Source organism: Paraburkholderia youngii (assembly GCF_013366925.1).
GTDB classification, from domain to species: Bacteria; Pseudomonadota; Gammaproteobacteria; order Burkholderiales; family Burkholderiaceae; genus Paraburkholderia; species Paraburkholderia youngii.
In genome coordinates this window covers 1,261,352-1,277,794 of the sequence record NZ_JAALDK010000001.1, presented here as the reverse complement: position 1 = coordinate 1,277,794, position 16,443 = coordinate 1,261,352, and the positions used below count along the sequence as shown (strand labels likewise).

Below are 16,443 nucleotides of genomic sequence, written 5' to 3'. Positions count from 1 at the left end.
GCTTTTCGATGGCGCGGAACGCGTGCGCCTTGCCGCTATGCTGCAAATCTCATGCCGCGATTTTTGATCTGAGGGAAAGCAAGCCCGTCAGGCCCAAAAGTTGCTGTTCGAACTCGCCTGCTGGGTGCGCGCTGTGCAATGTCCGGCGCGTTCGCCCCGAATGCCTAAACTTGAATAGCGCGCAGCCCGGAACACATGGGAAGGCAGTTGAAAAAAGCACATGCATGCCCCCGAGATACCAGCCTCCTTGCATCCACTGAGAACATCTATGTCATCCCCAGCCAGCTACTCGACGCGCATTTCCGAAGGCACGCCATTTCCGCTCGGCGCGACATGGAACGGCAGCGGCGTCAACTTCGCGCTGTTCTCCGCGCACGCGACGAAGGTCGAACTGTGTCTGTTCGACGAATCCGGCCAGCACGAACTCGAACGCATCGAACTGCCCGAGTACACCGACGAGGTATGGCATGTGTTCGTACCGAATCTGAAACCCGGTGCCGTCTATGGATATCGCGTGCATGGCCCCTACGAGCCCCAGAACGGGCATCGTTTCAATCCGAACAAGCTGCTACTCGATCCGTATGCGAAGGCGCACATCGGCGAGCTGAAATGGGCGCCGGAAATTTTCGGCTATACGCTCGATTCGGAAGAGCTGGACCTGTCATTCGATGAGCGCGACAGCGCGCCCTTCGTGCCGAAATGCAAGGTGGTCGACGCGAATTTTTCGTGGAGTCATCCGGAGCGCAACGCGCTGCCGTGGGAGCGCGTGATTCTGTACGAGACGCACGTGCGCGGCTATACGAAACGTCATCCGCAAGTGCCCGAGCGTTTGCGCGGCACGTTCGCGGGTTTGGCGCAGCAGCCGGTGCTCGACCACATCCGCAGCCTCGGCGTGACCACGGTCGAGCTGATGCCGATCCAGACCTTCGTCAACGACAAACATCTGCTCGACAAGGGGCTGACGAACTACTGGGGCTACAACACGATCGGCTTTTTCGCGGCCGATCCGCGTTTCTTCGCGTCGTCGACCGAGTCGGTCGGCGAGTTCAAGGAGATGGTCGACCGCTTTCACCAGGCCGACCTCGAAGTGATACTCGACGTCGTGTACAACCACACGGCCGAAGGCAATGAACGCGGCCCGACGATCTCGTTCAAGGGCATCGACAACGCGTCGTACTACCGGCTGATGCCCGACGAGCCGCGCTACTACATCAACGACACCGGCACCGGCAACACGCTGAACCTGTCGCATCCGCGTGTGCTGCAGATGGTGACCGACAGTCTGCGCTACTGGGTCACCGAAATGAAAGTGGACGGTTTCCGCTTCGATCTCGCGACGATCCTCGGCCGCGAAGATCACGGCTTCGACGAAGGCGGCGGCTTTCTCGACAGCTGCCGCCAGGACCCGGTGCTCTCCAGCATCCGGCTGATCGCCGAGCCGTGGGATTGCGGCCCGGGCGGCTATCAGGTGGGCGGTTTTCCGCCGGGCTGGGCCGAATGGAACGATCGCTTCCGCGACACCGCGCGCGCCTACTGGAAGGGCGACGAGAGCACCGCCGCGGATCTCGCCACACGCATCACCGCGTCGGGCGACAAGTTCAATCACCGCGGCCGGCGGCCGTGGGCGAGCGTGAACTTCATCGCCGCGCACGACGGCTTCACGCTGAACGATCTGGTCTCGTACAACGACAAGCACAACGACGCAAACGGCGAGGACAACCGCGATGGCCATGCGGACAACCGGTCGTGGAACATGGGCGTCGAAGGACCGACCGACGACGCCGACATCCGCCAGCAACGCGAGCGCCAGAAGCGCAATCTGCTCGCGACGCTGCTGCTGTCGCAGGGCACGCCGATGATCCTCGCCGGCGACGAATTCGGCCGCACGCAGCAGGGCAACAACAATGCGTATTGCCAGGACAACGAGATCAGCTGGGTCGATTGGGATGCGATCGACGACGACGGCCGCGGGCTGACGGAGTTCGTGCGCAAGCTGACCACGCTGCGCCACCGCTTGCCGGTGCTGCGGCGCGGCCGGTTTCTGACTGGCGAATACAACGAGACGCTCGACGTGACCGACACGCGCTGGCTATCGCCGGACGGCACCGACATCACGGACGAGCAATGGGCCGATCCGGCGATGCGCTGCTTCGGCCTCGTGATCGACGGCCGCGCGCAAGCGAGCGGAATTCGCCGCCTCGCGTCCGACGCGACCTTGCTGCTGGTGCTGAACGCGCATCACGACGTCGTCAATTTCACGCTGCCCGACCTTCCCGAGGGCGAGAGCTGGACCTGCCTCGTCGATACCAACATGCCGGTGCGCGCCGAGCTGCCGCAATTCAGCGCGGGCGATTCGTACCAGGTGACGGGCCGCTCGCTGCTGCTGTTCGCGCTCGAAGCGCCGAGCCGCGCGACCCAGCGCGTATTCGACCGCCTCGAAGAGCAGTTGACTTCCGACGAAGGCGACTCCGCGCCAGGCTAGGTCCTGGTGAGTGAGCGACGCCAGTTCCGTTGCACTCCGTTGTACAAGCGGGCCGCAGCCCGGGTACAACGTTTGCTCCCTCTGTGGTTGACGACATGCACGCGTCTCCGTTCTTCGCGACGATAGACGCGCGAACGCAAACAGCCAGGCTGGGGTGAACAAATGGAACAGGAACCGAGCGTCGACGAGCAGATCCGCACGCGCGCCTACTATCTGTGGGAGCAAGCGGCCGAGCCGAAGGGCACGCCCGAGCAATACTGGGAGCAGGCGCGCAGTGAGATCGAGAAGGAGGCACCACCGGTCGAGAGCGGGCCGGTGTCGGGCGACACGATGAAATAGGCATTACTTAGCCTTCCGGAGTAACGAGACTCTGAGCCGGCGCATCGCGCGCGGCTCGGGGACCGCTTTCCCATGCCCGATCTTCCTTCACAAGATGAACGACACACCCGAGCCGCGCGCCACGAGCCCCGCCGCGCGTATTCAGGCAGCGACCGCCGCCTTCGGTATCGAGGGCCTCGTCACATTCGTCGTCGCGGTGATCGCGGTCGCATGCCTGTACTTCGCGAGCGCGGTGATGATTCCGATCACGCTCGCGATCCTGTTGAGCTTTCTCGTCGCGCCGCTCGCCGATGCACTGGCCCGGCTCAAACTCGGCCATGTCGCGTCGGTGTGCGCGGCGGTGCTGATCTCGGTGTCGGTCATCGCGCTGTTGTGCGCGGTGATCGCCACACAGTTGACCGATCTCGCCGCCGGCATGCCGCGCTATCAGGCGACCATCCATCACAAGCTCGATACCGTGCACAGCCTCACGATCGGCAAGCTGAACCGTTTCGCGAGCGAGGCAGGGCAGGCGTTGCAGCCCGCGACGATCGAGCCGCCGCAATTACCAGCGCCGAACGGTGCGGCGGCCGCGGCGAGCCCGCAGGCATCGACGGCGGTGCCGGTGGAAGTGCGCGAGCCGGTGCCGACGCCGTTCGAGCTCGCGCGACGGGTATTGTCGCCGGCCATCAGTCCATTGGAAACCGCGTTCATCGTGTTCGTCGTCACGATCGTGATCCTGCTGCAACGTGACGACCTGCGCGATCGCGCGATCCGGCTGTTCGGCTCGCGCGACCTGCATCGCACGACCACGGTGATGGACGAGACCGCGCGGCGCCTGAGCCGCTACTTCGTGTCGCAGCTCGGCGTGAACACCGGCGTCGGCGTCGTGATCGGCGCGGGGCTGTTTCTGATCGGCGTGCCGAGCCCGGTTCTGTGGGGCATTCTGGCGGCGCTGCTGCGGCTCGTGCCCTACGTCGGCATCTGGATCGCGGCGATACTGCCCACCGCGCTCGCGGCCGCGGTCAGTCCCGGCTGGGAGATGGCGATCTGGTCGCTGGTGCTGTTCGTGGTCGCCGAGCTCGCAGTGGGGCAGGTGGTCGAGCCGCTGCTGTATGGGCGCAGCACGGGCCTGTCGCCGTTTTCGGTGGTGGTCGCGGCGATCTTCTGGAGCTGGATCTGGGGGCCCATCGGACTGATCCTGTCGACACCGTTGACGCTGTGTCTGCTGGTACTCGGCCGGCATGTGCGGCGTCTGGAGTTTCTCGACGTGCTGCTCGGCGATCAGCCCCCGCTGACGCCGGTCGAAAACTTCTATCAACGCGCGCTCGCCGGCGATCCGGATCAACCGATCGAGCAGGCCGAAGTGCTGCTGCGTGATCGCTCGTTGTCGGCCTATTACGACGAAGTCGCGATCGGGGCCTTGCGGCTCGCGGCCAGCGACGTAACGCGCGGCAGCGTGACGAGCGCACAGCTCGCGCGCATCGAATCGACGACCAACGAGCTGGTCGACGGCCTCGACGGCTACGAGGATCGCGAGCCCGCACCGCTCGCGACGCAGTCGCACTGGGGCGCGGCGGGGCCGCTCGCGCCCACCGACGAAACGCGGGCCGCGCGGGCGATGCCACGATCGCTCGACGCGGCGAACAGTGGCATGAGCACCGCGACGGTCACGCCGGAGGAGACCCACGGCCCGCAGCAGGAGCCGGGCAGCGATCCTTCCGTCATAGAGCCCGTATTCGCGTGGCATGCGCCGACGAGCCGCGCGTTGTGCCTGCCGGGCCGTGGCCCGCTCGATGCGCTCGCGACGATCATCCTGCTGCAGTTGCTCGGCAAGCACGGCTTCGCGGCGCGCTCGCTGCCGCACGAGGCGGTGTCGCGCGCGTCGATCGATAGCCTCGAGGCCGACGACGTCGGCATCGTCTGCCTTCTGTATCTGCAGATCGACGGCATTCCGTCGCATCTGCGCAATCTGATCCGGCGCATCCGCGCGCGCTTGCCGAACGTGTCGATCGTGGTCGGCCTTTGGGCGCCCGAGGATACGCAGCAGTGGAGCGCGGAGCAGCAAGAGTCGCTGGAAGCGGATTGCGCGGTGACGTCGTTGCAGCAGATGCTAGCCGCGTGCCGTCATCTCGATGCGACGCGAACGGTGATTGAGGAGCCACAGTTCGAGCATGGCTGACGCCTTGCGGCCTTGCCGTCTTGCGGCCTCGCCGCATCGCGGCCGGTTATCCGCCACTGCCTGGCGCCGCCGCCGCGCCAGCCGCTCCCGCCGCATCCGCATCGCTCTGCCAGCCCCCGCCTAGCGCCTTGTAGAGCGCCACCAGATCGGTGCTGACCTGGGTCGTGCCTTGAGCGTATTGCTCGCGTGCCTGCGCGAGCTGCCGTTGCGCATCGAGCACGTTGATGAAACTCGTGAGCCCCTTGCGATAGCTGTCGCGCGACAGATCGAACGAGGTCTGCTGCGCGCTGACGCTGTCGGCGAGCGCATCGCGCCGCGCCTGATCGGTGCGATAGACGACGAGCGCGTTGTCCACGTCCCGCAGCGCGCTCAGCACGGTTTTGCGGTAATCGAGCGCGGCCTCGGCCTGCTCGGCCTTCGACATGCGCAGATTGGCGACCAGCGCGCCGCCCTCGAAAATCGGCAGCGACACGGTCGGTCCGAACGAATAGAACAGGTGCGACCAGCGCGCGAGATCGCGCGCATTCGTCGCGCGCGTGCCGGCCTTGCCGGTCAGCGACACGTCCGGATAGAACTGCGCGACCGCGACGCCGACACTCGCCGTTGCCGCATGCAGGTTCGCCTCGGCGCGGCGGATGTCGGGCCGGCGCCGCGCGAGCGTCGACGGCAGGCCTACCGGCACGACGGGCGGCACCGGCGGCACGGTCTGCGGCGCGCTCAGCTGCGCTTCGAGCGCACCGGGCGGCTCACCGATCAGATACGCGAGCGCGTTCAGCGCCTGGGCGATCTGCTGGTCGTATTGCGGCAACTGCGTTTTCGTTTGCGCGAGCTGGGCGCGGGCGCTTTGCACATCGAGCTGGCTCGCGAGTCCGACCTTCGCCTGGTTCTCCGTCAACGCGACGGTTTCACTTTGCTGCTCGACGAGGCTCACCGCGATGTCGTGCAAGGTCTGCGCGCCGCGCAACTGCATATAGGTCTGTGCGACCTCGGCTTCGAGCGATAGCAACGCGTCGTTGCGGCTTTCGTACGCGGCCTCGGTTTGCGCGTTCGCGGCCTCGACCGAGCGACGCACACGGCCGAACAGATCGAGCTCCCAGGTCGCGTCGAAGCCGACCTGCCACAGATTGATCGGCGCCGTGAGCTGATCGAGCAGGTTGTTCGCGCCGTTTTGCAGCGCGGCGCCCGCGCCCGGTGCGATCGCATTGACCGGCGAATTCGGCGCGCCGAGCTGATCGACCTTATCGAAGGCGCCGTTCTCCTGCAGAAAACCTTTGAGGCCCAGCTGCTCGCGCTGATAGCTGCCGGTCGCGCGCAGGTTCGGCAGACCCTGGGCGGCCGCCGCTTGCACCTGGGTGCGCGCTTCGACGATGCGCAGCACCGCCTGCTGCAAGTCCAGGTTGCCGAGCGCCGCGCGAGCTATCAGCGCGTCGAGCGTCGGATCGTTGAAGCTGCGCCACCAGCGCGGGTCGGGATCGGTGTCGAGCGTCGGCACCGAAGCGACGTTGGCCGCCGTTGCGGATGATGCGCCGCTTGCGGCCGCATCGCTCGCAGCGGTGCGCTGGGTATCGTGCCACTGCGCCGGCACGTCGGCGTGCGGCGCATGAAAGTCGGGGCCGACCGTGCAGGAAGCGAGCAGCAGCGCGGGCATGCCGACGACGACACACGCAATCAAACCCGTAGCGGAATCGGGAACGTTGCGCCTTAAACGAAGCTTCACTTCAAGGTCCTCCGCCGCCGGACGCTTTGACCGGTGAAAAGAAAATCGTGATCGGAATGCAAAGCGTGCAGAAAATCGCGAGGAACGCGAACACGTCGACATAGGCGAGGAACGTCGCCTGCGAGATGTACGTGGTGTACAGATGGCCGTTTGCGGTTTGCAGCGCCTGCGAATGCGGCATGCCATTCATGTCGGCGATCCTCTGGGCGTTGCGTTGCAAGGTATCGTTGTAGTTCTGCGAAAGCGGCGACATGAACTCCGACAGGTGCGCCATGCGCGCCTGCGTGCGCTCGCGAACCATCGCGGTCGACAGCGAGATGCCGATCGAACCCGCGACGTTGCGGAACATCGTAAACAGCGCGGACGCGTCGTCGTTGAGTCGCGGCGGCACCGTCAGATACGCAAGCGTCGTGATCGGCACGAACAGGAAGCCGATCGCGAGCGACTGCGCACTGCGCATCTTCACTAGCGTGAAGTAATCGATGTCCGGCGTGAGCGTATGCGAATACGCGAGCGCGCACGCGAGCAGCCCGAAGCCGGTCGCCACCAGAAAGCGCGTCTGCACGTGCGGCATCATTTTGCTGATCAGCGGAATTTCCATCGTGATCAGCACCGCTCCCGGCGACAGCACGAGGCCCGCGAGCATCGCCGTATAACCGAGCTGCTGCTGCGCGAGCTGCGGCACGAGCACCGCGCTGCCATAGAGAATCGTTGCGAACGCGGCGATCGTCACGCAGCCGAGCGCGAAGTTGCGGTCCTTCAGACAGCGCAGATCGACGACCGGCTTTTTCGTGTACAGCAGCCAGTAGGTCGCGCCGACGATGCCCGATACCGCGAGCACCGTAAACATGCGAATGAAGTTCGATGAAAACCAGTCGTCGTCCTCGCCGCGATCGAGCATCACCTGCAGGCAGCCGAGGCCGACCGCGATCAGAACGATGCCCACGTAATCCACTGACACGCGCAGGTCGCCCTTGCGTTTCCATGGCGGGTCCTCGACCAGCTGCATCACCGCGAGCGAGGTCAGCACGCCGAACGGCACGTTCACGAGGAACACCCAGCGCCACGAAAAGTTGTCGGTGATCCAGCCGCCGAGCGTCGGCCCGAGCACCGGCGCGACGACGATCGCGACCGCGGAGATCGAGAACGCGCGGCCGCGCTGCTGCGGCGGAAACGTGTCGAGAATGATCGACTGCTGGTTCGGTTGCAGCCCGCCGCCGAAAAAGCCCTGCAAACAGCGGAAGATGATGAGCTGCCACAGATCGGTCGCGATGCCGCACAGAAACGAGCACACGGTGAACGCAATGATGCAGACGAGGAAATAGCGCTTGCGGCCGAGCAGCCGGCCGAAGAAGCCCGAGAGCGGCAGCACGATGCCGTTGGCGACCAGATACGAGGTCAGCGTCCACGTCGCTTCGTCGTAGCTCGCGGACATCGTGCCCGCGATATGCGGCAACGCGACGTTGACGATGGTCGTGTCGAGCACTTCCATGAACGCCGCGAGCGTGACGACGATTGCGATCAGCCACGGATTCGCGGATGGCTTCCAGTTCGACGATTCGTCGCCTGGCGCGGCATCGGACGCCGTCATTTCAGGTACACCTTCGGCTTAACCGACAAGCCGAGCCCGAGCGGATGATCGCGCGGCAGACCTTCGTCGATGATGATCTTGACCGGCACGCGCTGCACGATCTTCACGAAGTTGCCGGTCGCGTTTTCGGTCGGGAACGCCGAGAAGCGCGAGCCGCTGCCGAGTTGCACGCTATCGACATGGCCGCGCAGCTCGAGCTTCGGATACGCGTCGACGTCGACCTTGACCTTGTCGCCGGGGCGCATGCGTTCGAGCTGCGATTCCTTGAAGTTCGCGGTGATCCACACCTGCGGCGTGACGATCGAGAACAGCGACACGCCCGCGGTGAGGAAGCTGCCGAGCTGCACGTTGCGCCGTGTGATCCAGCCATCCGACGGTGCGCGCACCTCGCAATACGACAGATTCAGCTGCGCCTGTTCGAGCTGCGCCTCGGCCTGATGCACCTGCTGGCGGCGTTCGTCGACGCTGGCCTCGGCCTCGCGCAACTGCTGCGGCACGAGGCTCGCGGTGCGCTGCTGCGCACGCGCCTGCTCGACGCTCGCGCCGGCCGACTGGCGCTGCGCGTCGGCGGTATCGACGTTCTGCTGCGTAGTCGCGCGCGGATCGACCGAGTGCTGACGCTGCCAGGCGGCTTGCGCCTCGCGCAGATTCGCTTCCGCCGACGAGGTCTGCGCCTTCGCCTGGCGGTACTGCGCGGGATACTGCACGCGCGCGATATCGAGCTGCACCTGCGCGGCGTTCAATTGCGCCTTCGCAAGGCCGAGCTGCGCCTTCGCCTGATCGACCTGTGCCTGGTAGTCTCGCTTGTCGATCACGAGCAGCAGGTCGCCCTTGTGCACGAACAGGTTGTCGTCGACCGCCAGCGTCACCACGTAGCCGGAGACTTTCGGCGCCATCGTGATTGCGTTGCCATCGGTGTAGGCGTCGTCGGTCGTTACTTCGTTGCGGGTCGCGAACCACCAGACGAAGCCGACGATGCCGATCAGGATCACGACCGCGCCGAGGATGATCAGCGGCTTTTTGCCGGGCTTTTTCTGCTGGCTGTCCTCGTCGCCGTTGTCCTTGTTCTTGCCGTTGCCGCCTTTGCCGTCGTCATCGCGTGCGTCGTTGCCGTCGCGGCGCGCATCGCCGTGCGACGCATCGCGCCCGGATGCTTCCTTCCCGGTGCTGGCCGAGCCGGTCTCGTCTGACATGGTGAGTCGTTTCCGTCGTTCCAGGGGGTTGAGAATGGGGGAGTGCAGTAGATGCCACCCGCGGCCGCCGTGATCACAGCAATGCACGAGGCCGCGGGCGCTCGGGAAACACGGGCAGCGCGCAGCGCGCCGCCACGCGCCTATTGACCGGCGGGCTTGTCGTGCCCGGCCTTTGCCTTGTCCTGCTCCGGCTCGATCTTCGTGGTGCCGCCGGTCGAAGGCGGGTCGCTAGCCGGGAAGCTGTCCTCGACCTGTTCGTCGATCTGCTGTTCGCTCTTTTCCGAGTGCGGATGCTGTTCCTTGTGTGTCGTCATGGTGGCTCCTTTCTCAACGTTGAACGGCAAGACGATGGCTCACGACGCCGCCGCTTGCGGCGCGCTGCCGGCCGTCGCGCCGATGATCGTGAGCGCTTCGGCGCGCGACAGCCCGCCGCGCATCGCGTCCGAAAGCCGCGCGGTCAGCGCGTCGCGCTCGCAGGCGAACACCGCGTCGACATTGCCGTCGCGCACGTACAGCGCGATGAACTGGTGATGATCGAAGTCGCCATCGACGACGATCTCATCCCACTCGCTCGCGTGACCCAGGTATTCGAAGTTCTTGCCGTAGTGATAGGTCCAGAAGAACGGCACGTCCGCATAGCGGGTACGCAAGCCGCACATGTTCTGAGCGGCGATGCGCGCATGCTGCTGCGCGACGCGCCAATGTTCGATACGCAGCGGCTCCTGGTTCTCGTGCAGCGAGAACACGGCGATATCGCCGGCCGCATACAGACCGCACGCGGCGCTCATGCCGGCATTGACGACCACGCCGCCGTCCTTCTGCAACGGCAGTCCTTCGACGAACCCTGTAGCCGGCGCAACCCCCGTGCCCAGCAGCACGACATCGGCGGCGATGGCTTCGCCGTCCGCGAGCATCACCGTATGCACGTTGCCTTCCTCGCCCTCGAGCGAGGCGACCTTCGCGTCGAGATAAAACTTCACGCCATTGCTTTCGTGCAGCGCGCGAAACATCTGGCCCGCGCGCTCGCCGAACTGCTTCACGAACGGCACCTTGTCGCGCGAAATCACGGTGACGGGCACGCCGTGCTTGCGCAACGCGGATGCGACTTCGAGGCCGATGAAACTGCTGCCCAGAATCGCGACGCGGGTTTGCGATGCATCGTCGCCGAGCGCGTCGATCAACGCGGCGGCATCGTCGAGGTGCCGCAGCACGTGCACGCCGCCGAGTTCGCAGCCTGGAATGTCGGGCACTTTCGGCACGCTGCCGGTGGCGAGCAGCGCGGTGTCGTATTTGAGCGGCTCGATGCTCTGCCCGCCATTACCCGCGCCGGCTTCGAAATGGATCGTGCGCGCGGGCACGTCGAGCCGCGCGACCTTCGCGACGATCCGTTCGATGCCGTGCGTGTGCAGCCAATCGGGCGGCAACAGCGGCGGCACGTCGGCGGGTGGCATTTCGAACGATGGAACGAATTTGCTCAGCGAGGTGCGGTCGTACGGCGCGTGCGCTTCGTCGCCGATCAGCGTGATGCGGCCCTCGAAGCCGAACTCGCGTAACGCGGCACAGGCGGCGGCGCCGGCCGCGCCCGCGCCGATCACCACGTAGTGCTTGCGTTGCGCGGCGGCATCGAGCGCGGGCGTGCGCGCCGCCGCATCCGGCGCGGCGATTTTTTCCGCCGATACGAGCACGTCGTCGCCATCGAGCGTGACCGGGTAGCGATCGAGCGGCAGCAGCGGGGGCGGCTCCAGCACGTTGCCGGTCGTGACATCGAAGGTGCCCTTGTGCCACGGACAGATGATGCGGCCGTGGCACAGCGCGCCCTCTTCGAGCGGGCCCCCCGCATGCGGGCAATCCGGGGAGTACGCGCGCACGGTGTCGCCGTCGCGCACGAGCAGGATCGGCGTGTCGTCCACGGTGACGCGCACCGCGCGCTCCGCCGGCAATTCCGATAGCCGCGCAACGCGGCGGGCAGTCGTCGACATGGTGAGGCCTCGCGCATGGAAAGGCTCGCGCAGCGCAGCGAGGCGCGTCGCGAGCAGGAACGGACGTGGGCTTGCCATCAAGCAGCGATAGGGCAGCAATCGGTGTGCCCGCGCGGCTTAGCGAAGTGATGCAGCGAACCCGCTTGGGAAGATAGGCCGAGTTGCGGTAAATTTCGAGGCAGGGGAATTAGCGCGCGAACAGCGGCGTGCGAATTCACAGGCAATGCCTTCCCTGACCGTAGCCAACTTTGATGGAGCAGGTGACCGTGCAGCGTGCAGAACGTGTCGCAGTCGATGTGCCGATGCCGTCACGCAACTTCGCGGCGACACGGCGCATGTTGCTGATCGTGCTGGCCGTGTCGATTGTGTTTCCGTTGGCCTGCCTCGCGGGCTACGGCTACTTCGACTACCAGCGCCGGATCTCCGATGCGAACGATATGATCGACCGCCTCGCGCGCGTGGCGCAAGAGCAGGCCGTCAAGGTGCTGGATCTGAACCGGCAGATGGCCTCGCGCGTGATCGAGCTGCTCGGCGATTCCGACGATGCGCAGATCCGTACGCGCGAGCGCGAATTGCATGAGCGCCTGCAGAGCATTGGCGGCGACTTTCCGCAGGTGGCATCGATCGCGCTGCTCGGCGTGAACGGCGAGCTGCTCGTGTCGAGCCTCGCGTATCCGGCGCCGGCGGTGCAGATCGGCCAGCGCGACGATTTTCTCGCCGCGAAGGCGATGCGTCCGGAGCCGTATTTCTCGCTGCCGATGTTCGGCCCGCTCTCGAAGGTGGACGTCTTCACGACCGCGATCGGCCGCTCGGACGCGAACGGTCGGTTTCTCGGCGCGGTCACGGTCGCGCTGCGCAACGAATATTTTTCGCGTTTCTATCACGAACTGACCAACGGCGATCAGTCGCTCGCGCTCGCACTATACCGGCAGGACGGCAATCTGCTGGTGCGCTATCCGCCATGGCCGGCCGGCGCGCGGCCGTCGATGCACAGCGCGTTCATGTCCGCGTTGCGCGAAAAACAGCTGTTCGGCCACGTGCGTCTGGATTCGAGCGTCGACGGCGTCGAGCGGCTGCTCGCGTTTCGCCGCGTCGGCGACTACCCGTTGTATGTGATGAGCGCGTACGCGACGTCGTCGATCGTGGCGGCATGGCGCATGCACTTTCTGTTGATCGCGGCGCTGACGGCGATGCCCTGTATCGCGATCTGGGCGCTCGTGCTGTATTCGCTGCGCCAGCTCGAAGCGGAGCGCCGCGCGTGGGAGCGCTGGCAGGGCGAGGTCGCAATGCGTCTGTCGGCCGAAGCGTCGAGCCGGCAACTGCAGCGCATGGGCGCGCTCGGCAATCTGGTCGCCAATGTCGCGCACGATTTCAACAATCTGCTGATGGTGGTGTCGGCCAATACCGAGCTAGCGCGGCTCAAGCACTACAACGATCTCGAGAAGGAAGTGCAAGCGGTCGAGCGTGCCACCGCCACGGCCGAAGCGCTGACACGGCGTCTGCTCAGCGTCGCGCGCAAGCAGCCGCTGAAGCAGGAGCCCGTCGAGCTTGCGCGCTGGCTGCCGGCCGCCGTGCCGCTGATCAACGCGGCGCTCGGCGACACGATCGAGCTGGCGCTGCGCATACCGGAGGGCCTGTGGCAGGTGCTCGTCGATCCGACCGATCTCGAGTTCGCGATCGTGAACATCGCGATGAACGCGCGCGATGCGATGCCGCGCGGCGGGCGCTTCGTGATCCGCTGCCAGAACAATCGGCTGGTCGGCAGCGACACGCTGCTGCCGGACGGCGAGTACGTGCTGATCGCCTGCTCCGACGACGGCGAAGGGATGCCCGAATCGGTCGCGCGACGCGCGTTCGAGCCGCTCTTCACGACCAAGCTGCGCGGCTCGGGCACCGGCCTCGGGCTCGCCCAGGTGCTGTCGATGTCCGAGCAGGCCGGCGGCACCGCGAAGATCGACAGCGTGCTGGGCAGCGGCACGACGATACGGATGTTTTTGCCGCGCTATCGTGAGCGCGCCGCAACGGCCGGCGCCGATGCGCGCCAGCCGCTGCCGGCCGCGGCCGGGGTCATACTGCTTGTCGAGGACAACGAGGACGTCGCGGCCGGCGTGACCGCGGTGCTCGAAACCTTCGGCTGCGAGGTCCATCACGAGCCGACCGCCGACCAGGCCTTCGACGTGCTGAGCGCCGGCGAGCGCTTCGAGCTCGTGCTGTCGGACATCCAGATGCCGGGCAAGCTGAACGGTATCGACCTCGCGGAGAAGATCCGCAGCGCGTGGCCGTCGCAGAAGATCGCGCTGATGACCGGTTACGCCGACGAGCTCGACCGCGCGCGTCGGCTCGGCATCGCAATCCTCTCGAAGCCCTTCAATATCGACGAATTGCATGCGCTGGTGGCGTGCGGCCCCTGAAGCCGCGGCACGCCGTTCGCGCATTGCGTGCATGTGCTTTTCCTGTCGTGCTGTGCTGCGGCACAGCCCTTGCTGAAAAGACTGCGAGGTTTGCGCGTGCGGCTGCCGCGCGCCCACTTCGTTTCGACCCTCTCGACACCCAGGAGAATCGCCATGAAGATCAGACACGCAGTGCTCGTTTCCACCTTGCTCGCGGCTTCGTCGCTCGCGATGGCCCAAGGTGCCGGCGGTGGCGCCGGTGGCGGCGGGGGGCCGGCTGGCACCGACCCGAACACCAACGCCGCGACCTCGTCGCGCGAGGGCGGCGATGCGGGCCCGGCGACGACGGCTACGCCTGCGACCCACCATCACATGAAGAAGCACTCGAAGTCGAAGAAGCCCATGACCGACTCGACGAATACGCCGGGCGCCGACGCGAGCAGCGATACGAAGGGGCAGTAAGCGCCGCGTATTGAGGCAGAAGAACGGCAGGAGCCGCGCGCCGGTCCCCCGGCGTGTCGGCTCCTGCGGTTTCGTACAGAAGCGTGATGACGGGCGATTCGCGCTGCGCCCGCCGGCGCTCAATCCTTTTCCATCGACGGGTCGTACTTGCCGAGCGCGGCCGCGCCATTCAGACGCGCGCGCTTGAGCAGCGCCTGCTGCGCTTCCTTTACGTTGCCCGGCTGGCCGCGCCACGCATTCAACGGCGGCTCCTGCAACGCGCGCCCATACGAAAAGCTCAGATTCCACGGCAGCGCGCCGAGCCGGTTCATCGCGCTGAGATTGGCGGTAGCCTCCTCGGGCGACTGTCCGCCCGACAGGAACACCAGACCCGGCACGGAAGAGGGCACCGTGCGCATCAGCACGCGCACGGTCGCCGCCGCGATATGCGCGGTGCTCGACTGCTGCTCATGCTCGGAGCCGGCCAACACCATGCTCGGCTTCAGCACGATATGTTCGAGCACGACGCGATGCCGATGCAGCGCATGAAACACCTCGTGCAACACGGCCTCGGTCACTTCGGCGCAACGCTCGATCGTGTGATCGCCGTCCATCAGCACCTCGGGTTCGACGATCGGCACGATGCCGGCTTCCTGGCTGATCGCCGCGTAGCGCGCGAGCGAATCGGCGTTCGCCTCGATCGCGAGCCGGCTCGGCAGGCTCGCGCTGATGTTGTAGACCGCGCGCCACTTCGCGAAGCGAGCGCCTTGCCGCTTGTAATCGACGAAGCGTTTGGCGAGACCGTCGAGGCCTTCGGTGATTTCGTCGCCCGGAGCGAGCGCGAGCGGCACTTTGCCGAGGTCCACCTTGATGCCGGGCACGATGCCGTTCGCCGCGGCCACTTGCGGGAACGGCGTGCCGTCGTCGGCTTTCTGGCCGAGCGTTTCCTGGTAGAGGATCACGCCGCTCACGAACTCGCCGAGGCCGGGTGTCGTCAGCAGCAGGTTGCGATACGCGCGACGGTTTTCTTCGGTCGATTCGAGGCCGATCGTCTTGAAGCGTTTGGCGATGGTCGGGCCGCTTTCGTCGGCGGCGAGAAGCCCCTTGCCCGGTTGAATCATCGCCTTGACGGTGGCTTGCAGCTCGCTACGGGTGTCCATGAGGTGTGCTCCCTTGGGTAGGCTCCGTACGATGCGGTGTGCGGAGAAGTGCCGGTGACGGTTTCCTTTGCGTGACGGGTGGGTGCGAAAGCGGACTTTATTCGCCGAGCAGATGCAACACGATATCGCGCGGCTGTGGCTGACGCCGATGTTCGAACAGATAGAGCCCCTGCCATGTGCCGAGCACCATTCTTCCATGCTCGACGGGCACCGATAGCTGCACCTGCGTGAGTGCCGTGCGCAGATGCGCGGGCATATCGTCGGGGCCTTCGGCGTCGTGCTCGTAGCGCGTGTCGTCCTCTGGCGCGAGGCTCTCGAAGTAGCGCTGCAGATCGCGCCGCACCGATGGATCGGCGTTCTCCTGAATCAGCAGCGACGCCGACGTGTGCCGGCAAAACACCGTCAGGAGACCCGTACGGATGTCCGTATCGTCGACGAAGCGGCGCGCGTCGTCGGTAAATTCGACCAGGCCGCGGCCACGGGCCTGGACACGCAGATGATGGATGACCTGGCGCATGATGGAGCTCGAATGTCAGAGCGACGCGAATGCGTCCTCGATGTCCTCGGCGCTGCGAGGCCGCACCACGCGCGCGACCTCGGCGCCGTCGCGCATCAGCACGAGCGTCGGCCACAGCTTGACCTTGAACGAGCGGCCGAGCGGGCGGCCGGGACCGTCCTCGATCTTCAGATGCCGCAGGCCCGCGTGCGGCGCGAGCGCCTGCCGGATCGAGGCCTGCGCGCCCTGGCAATAGCCGCACCAGTCGGTGCCGAATTCGACGACGGTGGCGCCGGGCAGCGAGTCGAGCTCGGCGCGGGAAGGGGCTTTCGGGGAATAAGCTGTCGAGGAGGTCATGCGTGCTCCGCTCTTGATCTTGATCTGCCAAGGGTAGCAGCTATGCTGCGGATCGTCAGCGCAGCGGCCGTATGCAGCCGATGCGCGTGATGTCGCCGCGGCATGTTAAAAAGCGGTGCGCGCGTGCTCGACCGATC

Annotated in this window: 13 protein-coding genes; 5 read left to right on the top strand and 8 right to left on the bottom strand. The window is 65.9% G+C overall.

All coding sequences use genetic code 11. The features are described from left to right. The first annotated feature begins 268 nt into the window (after positions 1-268). The 3 genes from glgX to G5S42_RS05935 all read left to right on the top strand — a co-directional run bounded on the left by glgX (position 269) and on the right by G5S42_RS05935 (position 4,982). Positions 269-2,482, top strand: a complete 2,214-nt coding sequence (gene glgX, locus G5S42_RS05945; protein WP_176105946.1) for a glycogen debranching protein GlgX — start codon at positions 269-271, stop codon at positions 2,480-2,482. Between the two features lie 162 nt (positions 2,483-2,644). Beyond that, positions 2,645-2,821, top strand: coding sequence for a DUF2934 domain-containing protein (locus tag G5S42_RS05940; protein ID WP_176105945.1), 177 nt, complete (start codon positions 2,645-2,647; stop codon positions 2,819-2,821). A 94-nt stretch (positions 2,822-2,915) separates the two neighbouring features. Continuing rightward, a complete protein-coding gene (locus G5S42_RS05935; protein ID WP_176105944.1) occupies positions 2,916-4,982 on the top strand; it encodes an AI-2E family transporter in 2,067 nt (688 codons plus the stop codon). A 46-nt stretch (positions 4,983-5,028) separates the two neighbouring features. Here the strand turns inward: G5S42_RS05935 and G5S42_RS05930 are convergent, their stop codons facing one another. The 5 genes from G5S42_RS05930 to G5S42_RS05910 form a co-directional block, all read right to left on the bottom strand. After that, positions 5,029-6,630 (bottom strand): efflux transporter outer membrane subunit, encoded by a 1,602-nt coding sequence (locus G5S42_RS05930; protein WP_246392128.1) that lies wholly within the window; start codon positions 6,628-6,630, stop codon positions 5,029-5,031. Between the two features lie 70 nt (positions 6,631-6,700). Then, positions 6,701-8,290: a DHA2 family efflux MFS transporter permease subunit gene (locus G5S42_RS05925; protein WP_176105942.1), complete on the bottom strand. Its 1,590-nt coding sequence runs from the start codon at positions 8,288-8,290 to the stop codon at positions 6,701-6,703. Then, positions 8,287-9,483, bottom strand: a complete 1,197-nt coding sequence (locus tag G5S42_RS05920) for an HlyD family secretion protein (RefSeq protein ID WP_176105941.1) — start codon at positions 9,481-9,483, stop codon at positions 8,287-8,289. The genes G5S42_RS05925 and G5S42_RS05920 overlap by 4 nt, the downstream gene beginning before the upstream one ends. Positions 9,484-9,623: 140 nt before the next feature. Beyond that, entirely contained in the window at positions 9,624-9,797 is a 174-nt protein-coding gene (locus G5S42_RS05915) for a hypothetical protein (protein WP_176105940.1), read from the bottom strand. Between the two features lie 39 nt (positions 9,798-9,836). After that, entirely contained in the window at positions 9,837-11,462 is a 1,626-nt protein-coding gene (locus G5S42_RS05910; RefSeq protein WP_176110374.1) for an FAD-dependent oxidoreductase, read from the bottom strand. A 266-nt stretch (positions 11,463-11,728) separates the two neighbouring features. Between G5S42_RS05910 and G5S42_RS05905 the strand changes: the two genes are divergently transcribed. Both G5S42_RS05905 and G5S42_RS05900 read left to right on the top strand, forming a co-directional pair. Continuing rightward, positions 11,729-13,873: a hybrid sensor histidine kinase/response regulator family protein gene (locus G5S42_RS05905; protein WP_312883530.1), complete on the top strand. Its 2,145-nt coding sequence runs from the start codon at positions 11,729-11,731 to the stop codon at positions 13,871-13,873. 153 nt (positions 13,874-14,026) lie between these two features. Beyond that, positions 14,027-14,314, top strand: a complete 288-nt coding sequence (locus G5S42_RS05900; protein WP_176105938.1) for a hypothetical protein — start codon at positions 14,027-14,029, stop codon at positions 14,312-14,314. 119 nt (positions 14,315-14,433) lie between these two features. On the opposite strand, the gene G5S42_RS05895 is transcribed toward G5S42_RS05900, so the two are convergent. From G5S42_RS05895 to G5S42_RS05885, 3 genes are all read right to left on the bottom strand, one after another. Beyond that, the gene (locus tag G5S42_RS05895) at positions 14,434-15,453 is read right to left on the bottom strand and encodes a class I fructose-bisphosphate aldolase (protein WP_176105937.1); all 1,020 of its coding nucleotides are present in this window, start codon (positions 15,451-15,453) and stop codon (positions 14,434-14,436) included. 97 nt (positions 15,454-15,550) lie between these two features. Continuing rightward, positions 15,551-15,970, bottom strand: coding sequence for a secondary thiamine-phosphate synthase enzyme YjbQ (locus G5S42_RS05890; protein WP_176105936.1), 420 nt, complete (start codon positions 15,968-15,970; stop codon positions 15,551-15,553). A 15-nt stretch (positions 15,971-15,985) separates the two neighbouring features. Further along, positions 15,986-16,306 (bottom strand): thioredoxin family protein, encoded by a 321-nt coding sequence (locus G5S42_RS05885; protein ID WP_176105935.1) that lies wholly within the window; start codon positions 16,304-16,306, stop codon positions 15,986-15,988. Positions 16,307-16,443: the final 137 nt, after the last annotated feature.

Bases quoted from the DNA above. Each gene is read 5' to 3' on its own strand.
- G5S42_RS05890 (WP_176105936.1), bottom strand. From the start codon at position 15,970: ATGCGCCAGGTCATCCATCATCTGCGTGTCCAGGCCCGTGGCCGCGGC.
- G5S42_RS05920 (WP_176105941.1), bottom strand. From the start codon at position 9,483: ATGTCAGACGAGACCGGCTCGGCCAGCACCGGGAAGGAAGCATCCGGG.
- G5S42_RS05910 (WP_176110374.1), bottom strand. From the start codon at position 11,462: ATGTCGACGACTGCCCGCCGCGTTGCGCGGCTATCGGAATTGCCGGCG.
- G5S42_RS05885 (WP_176105935.1), bottom strand. From the start codon at position 16,306: ATGACCTCCTCGACAGCTTATTCCCCGAAAGCCCCTTCCCGCGCCGAG.
- G5S42_RS05925 (WP_176105942.1), bottom strand. From the start codon at position 8,290: ATGACGGCGTCCGATGCCGCGCCAGGCGACGAATCGTCGAACTGGAAG.
- G5S42_RS05915 (WP_176105940.1), bottom strand. From the start codon at position 9,797: ATGACGACACACAAGGAACAGCATCCGCACTCGGAAAAGAGCGAACAG.
- G5S42_RS05940 (WP_176105945.1), top strand. From the start codon at position 2,645: ATGGAACAGGAACCGAGCGTCGACGAGCAGATCCGCACGCGCGCCTAC.
- glgX (WP_176105946.1), top strand. From the start codon at position 269: ATGTCATCCCCAGCCAGCTACTCGACGCGCATTTCCGAAGGCACGCCA.
- G5S42_RS05900 (WP_176105938.1), top strand. From the start codon at position 14,027: ATGAAGATCAGACACGCAGTGCTCGTTTCCACCTTGCTCGCGGCTTCG.
- G5S42_RS05930 (WP_246392128.1), bottom strand. From the start codon at position 6,630: ATGCCCGCGCTGCTGCTCGCTTCCTGCACGGTCGGCCCCGACTTTCAT.
- G5S42_RS05935 (WP_176105944.1), top strand. From the start codon at position 2,916: ATGAACGACACACCCGAGCCGCGCGCCACGAGCCCCGCCGCGCGTATT.
- G5S42_RS05895 (WP_176105937.1), bottom strand. From the start codon at position 15,453: ATGGACACCCGTAGCGAGCTGCAAGCCACCGTCAAGGCGATGATTCAA.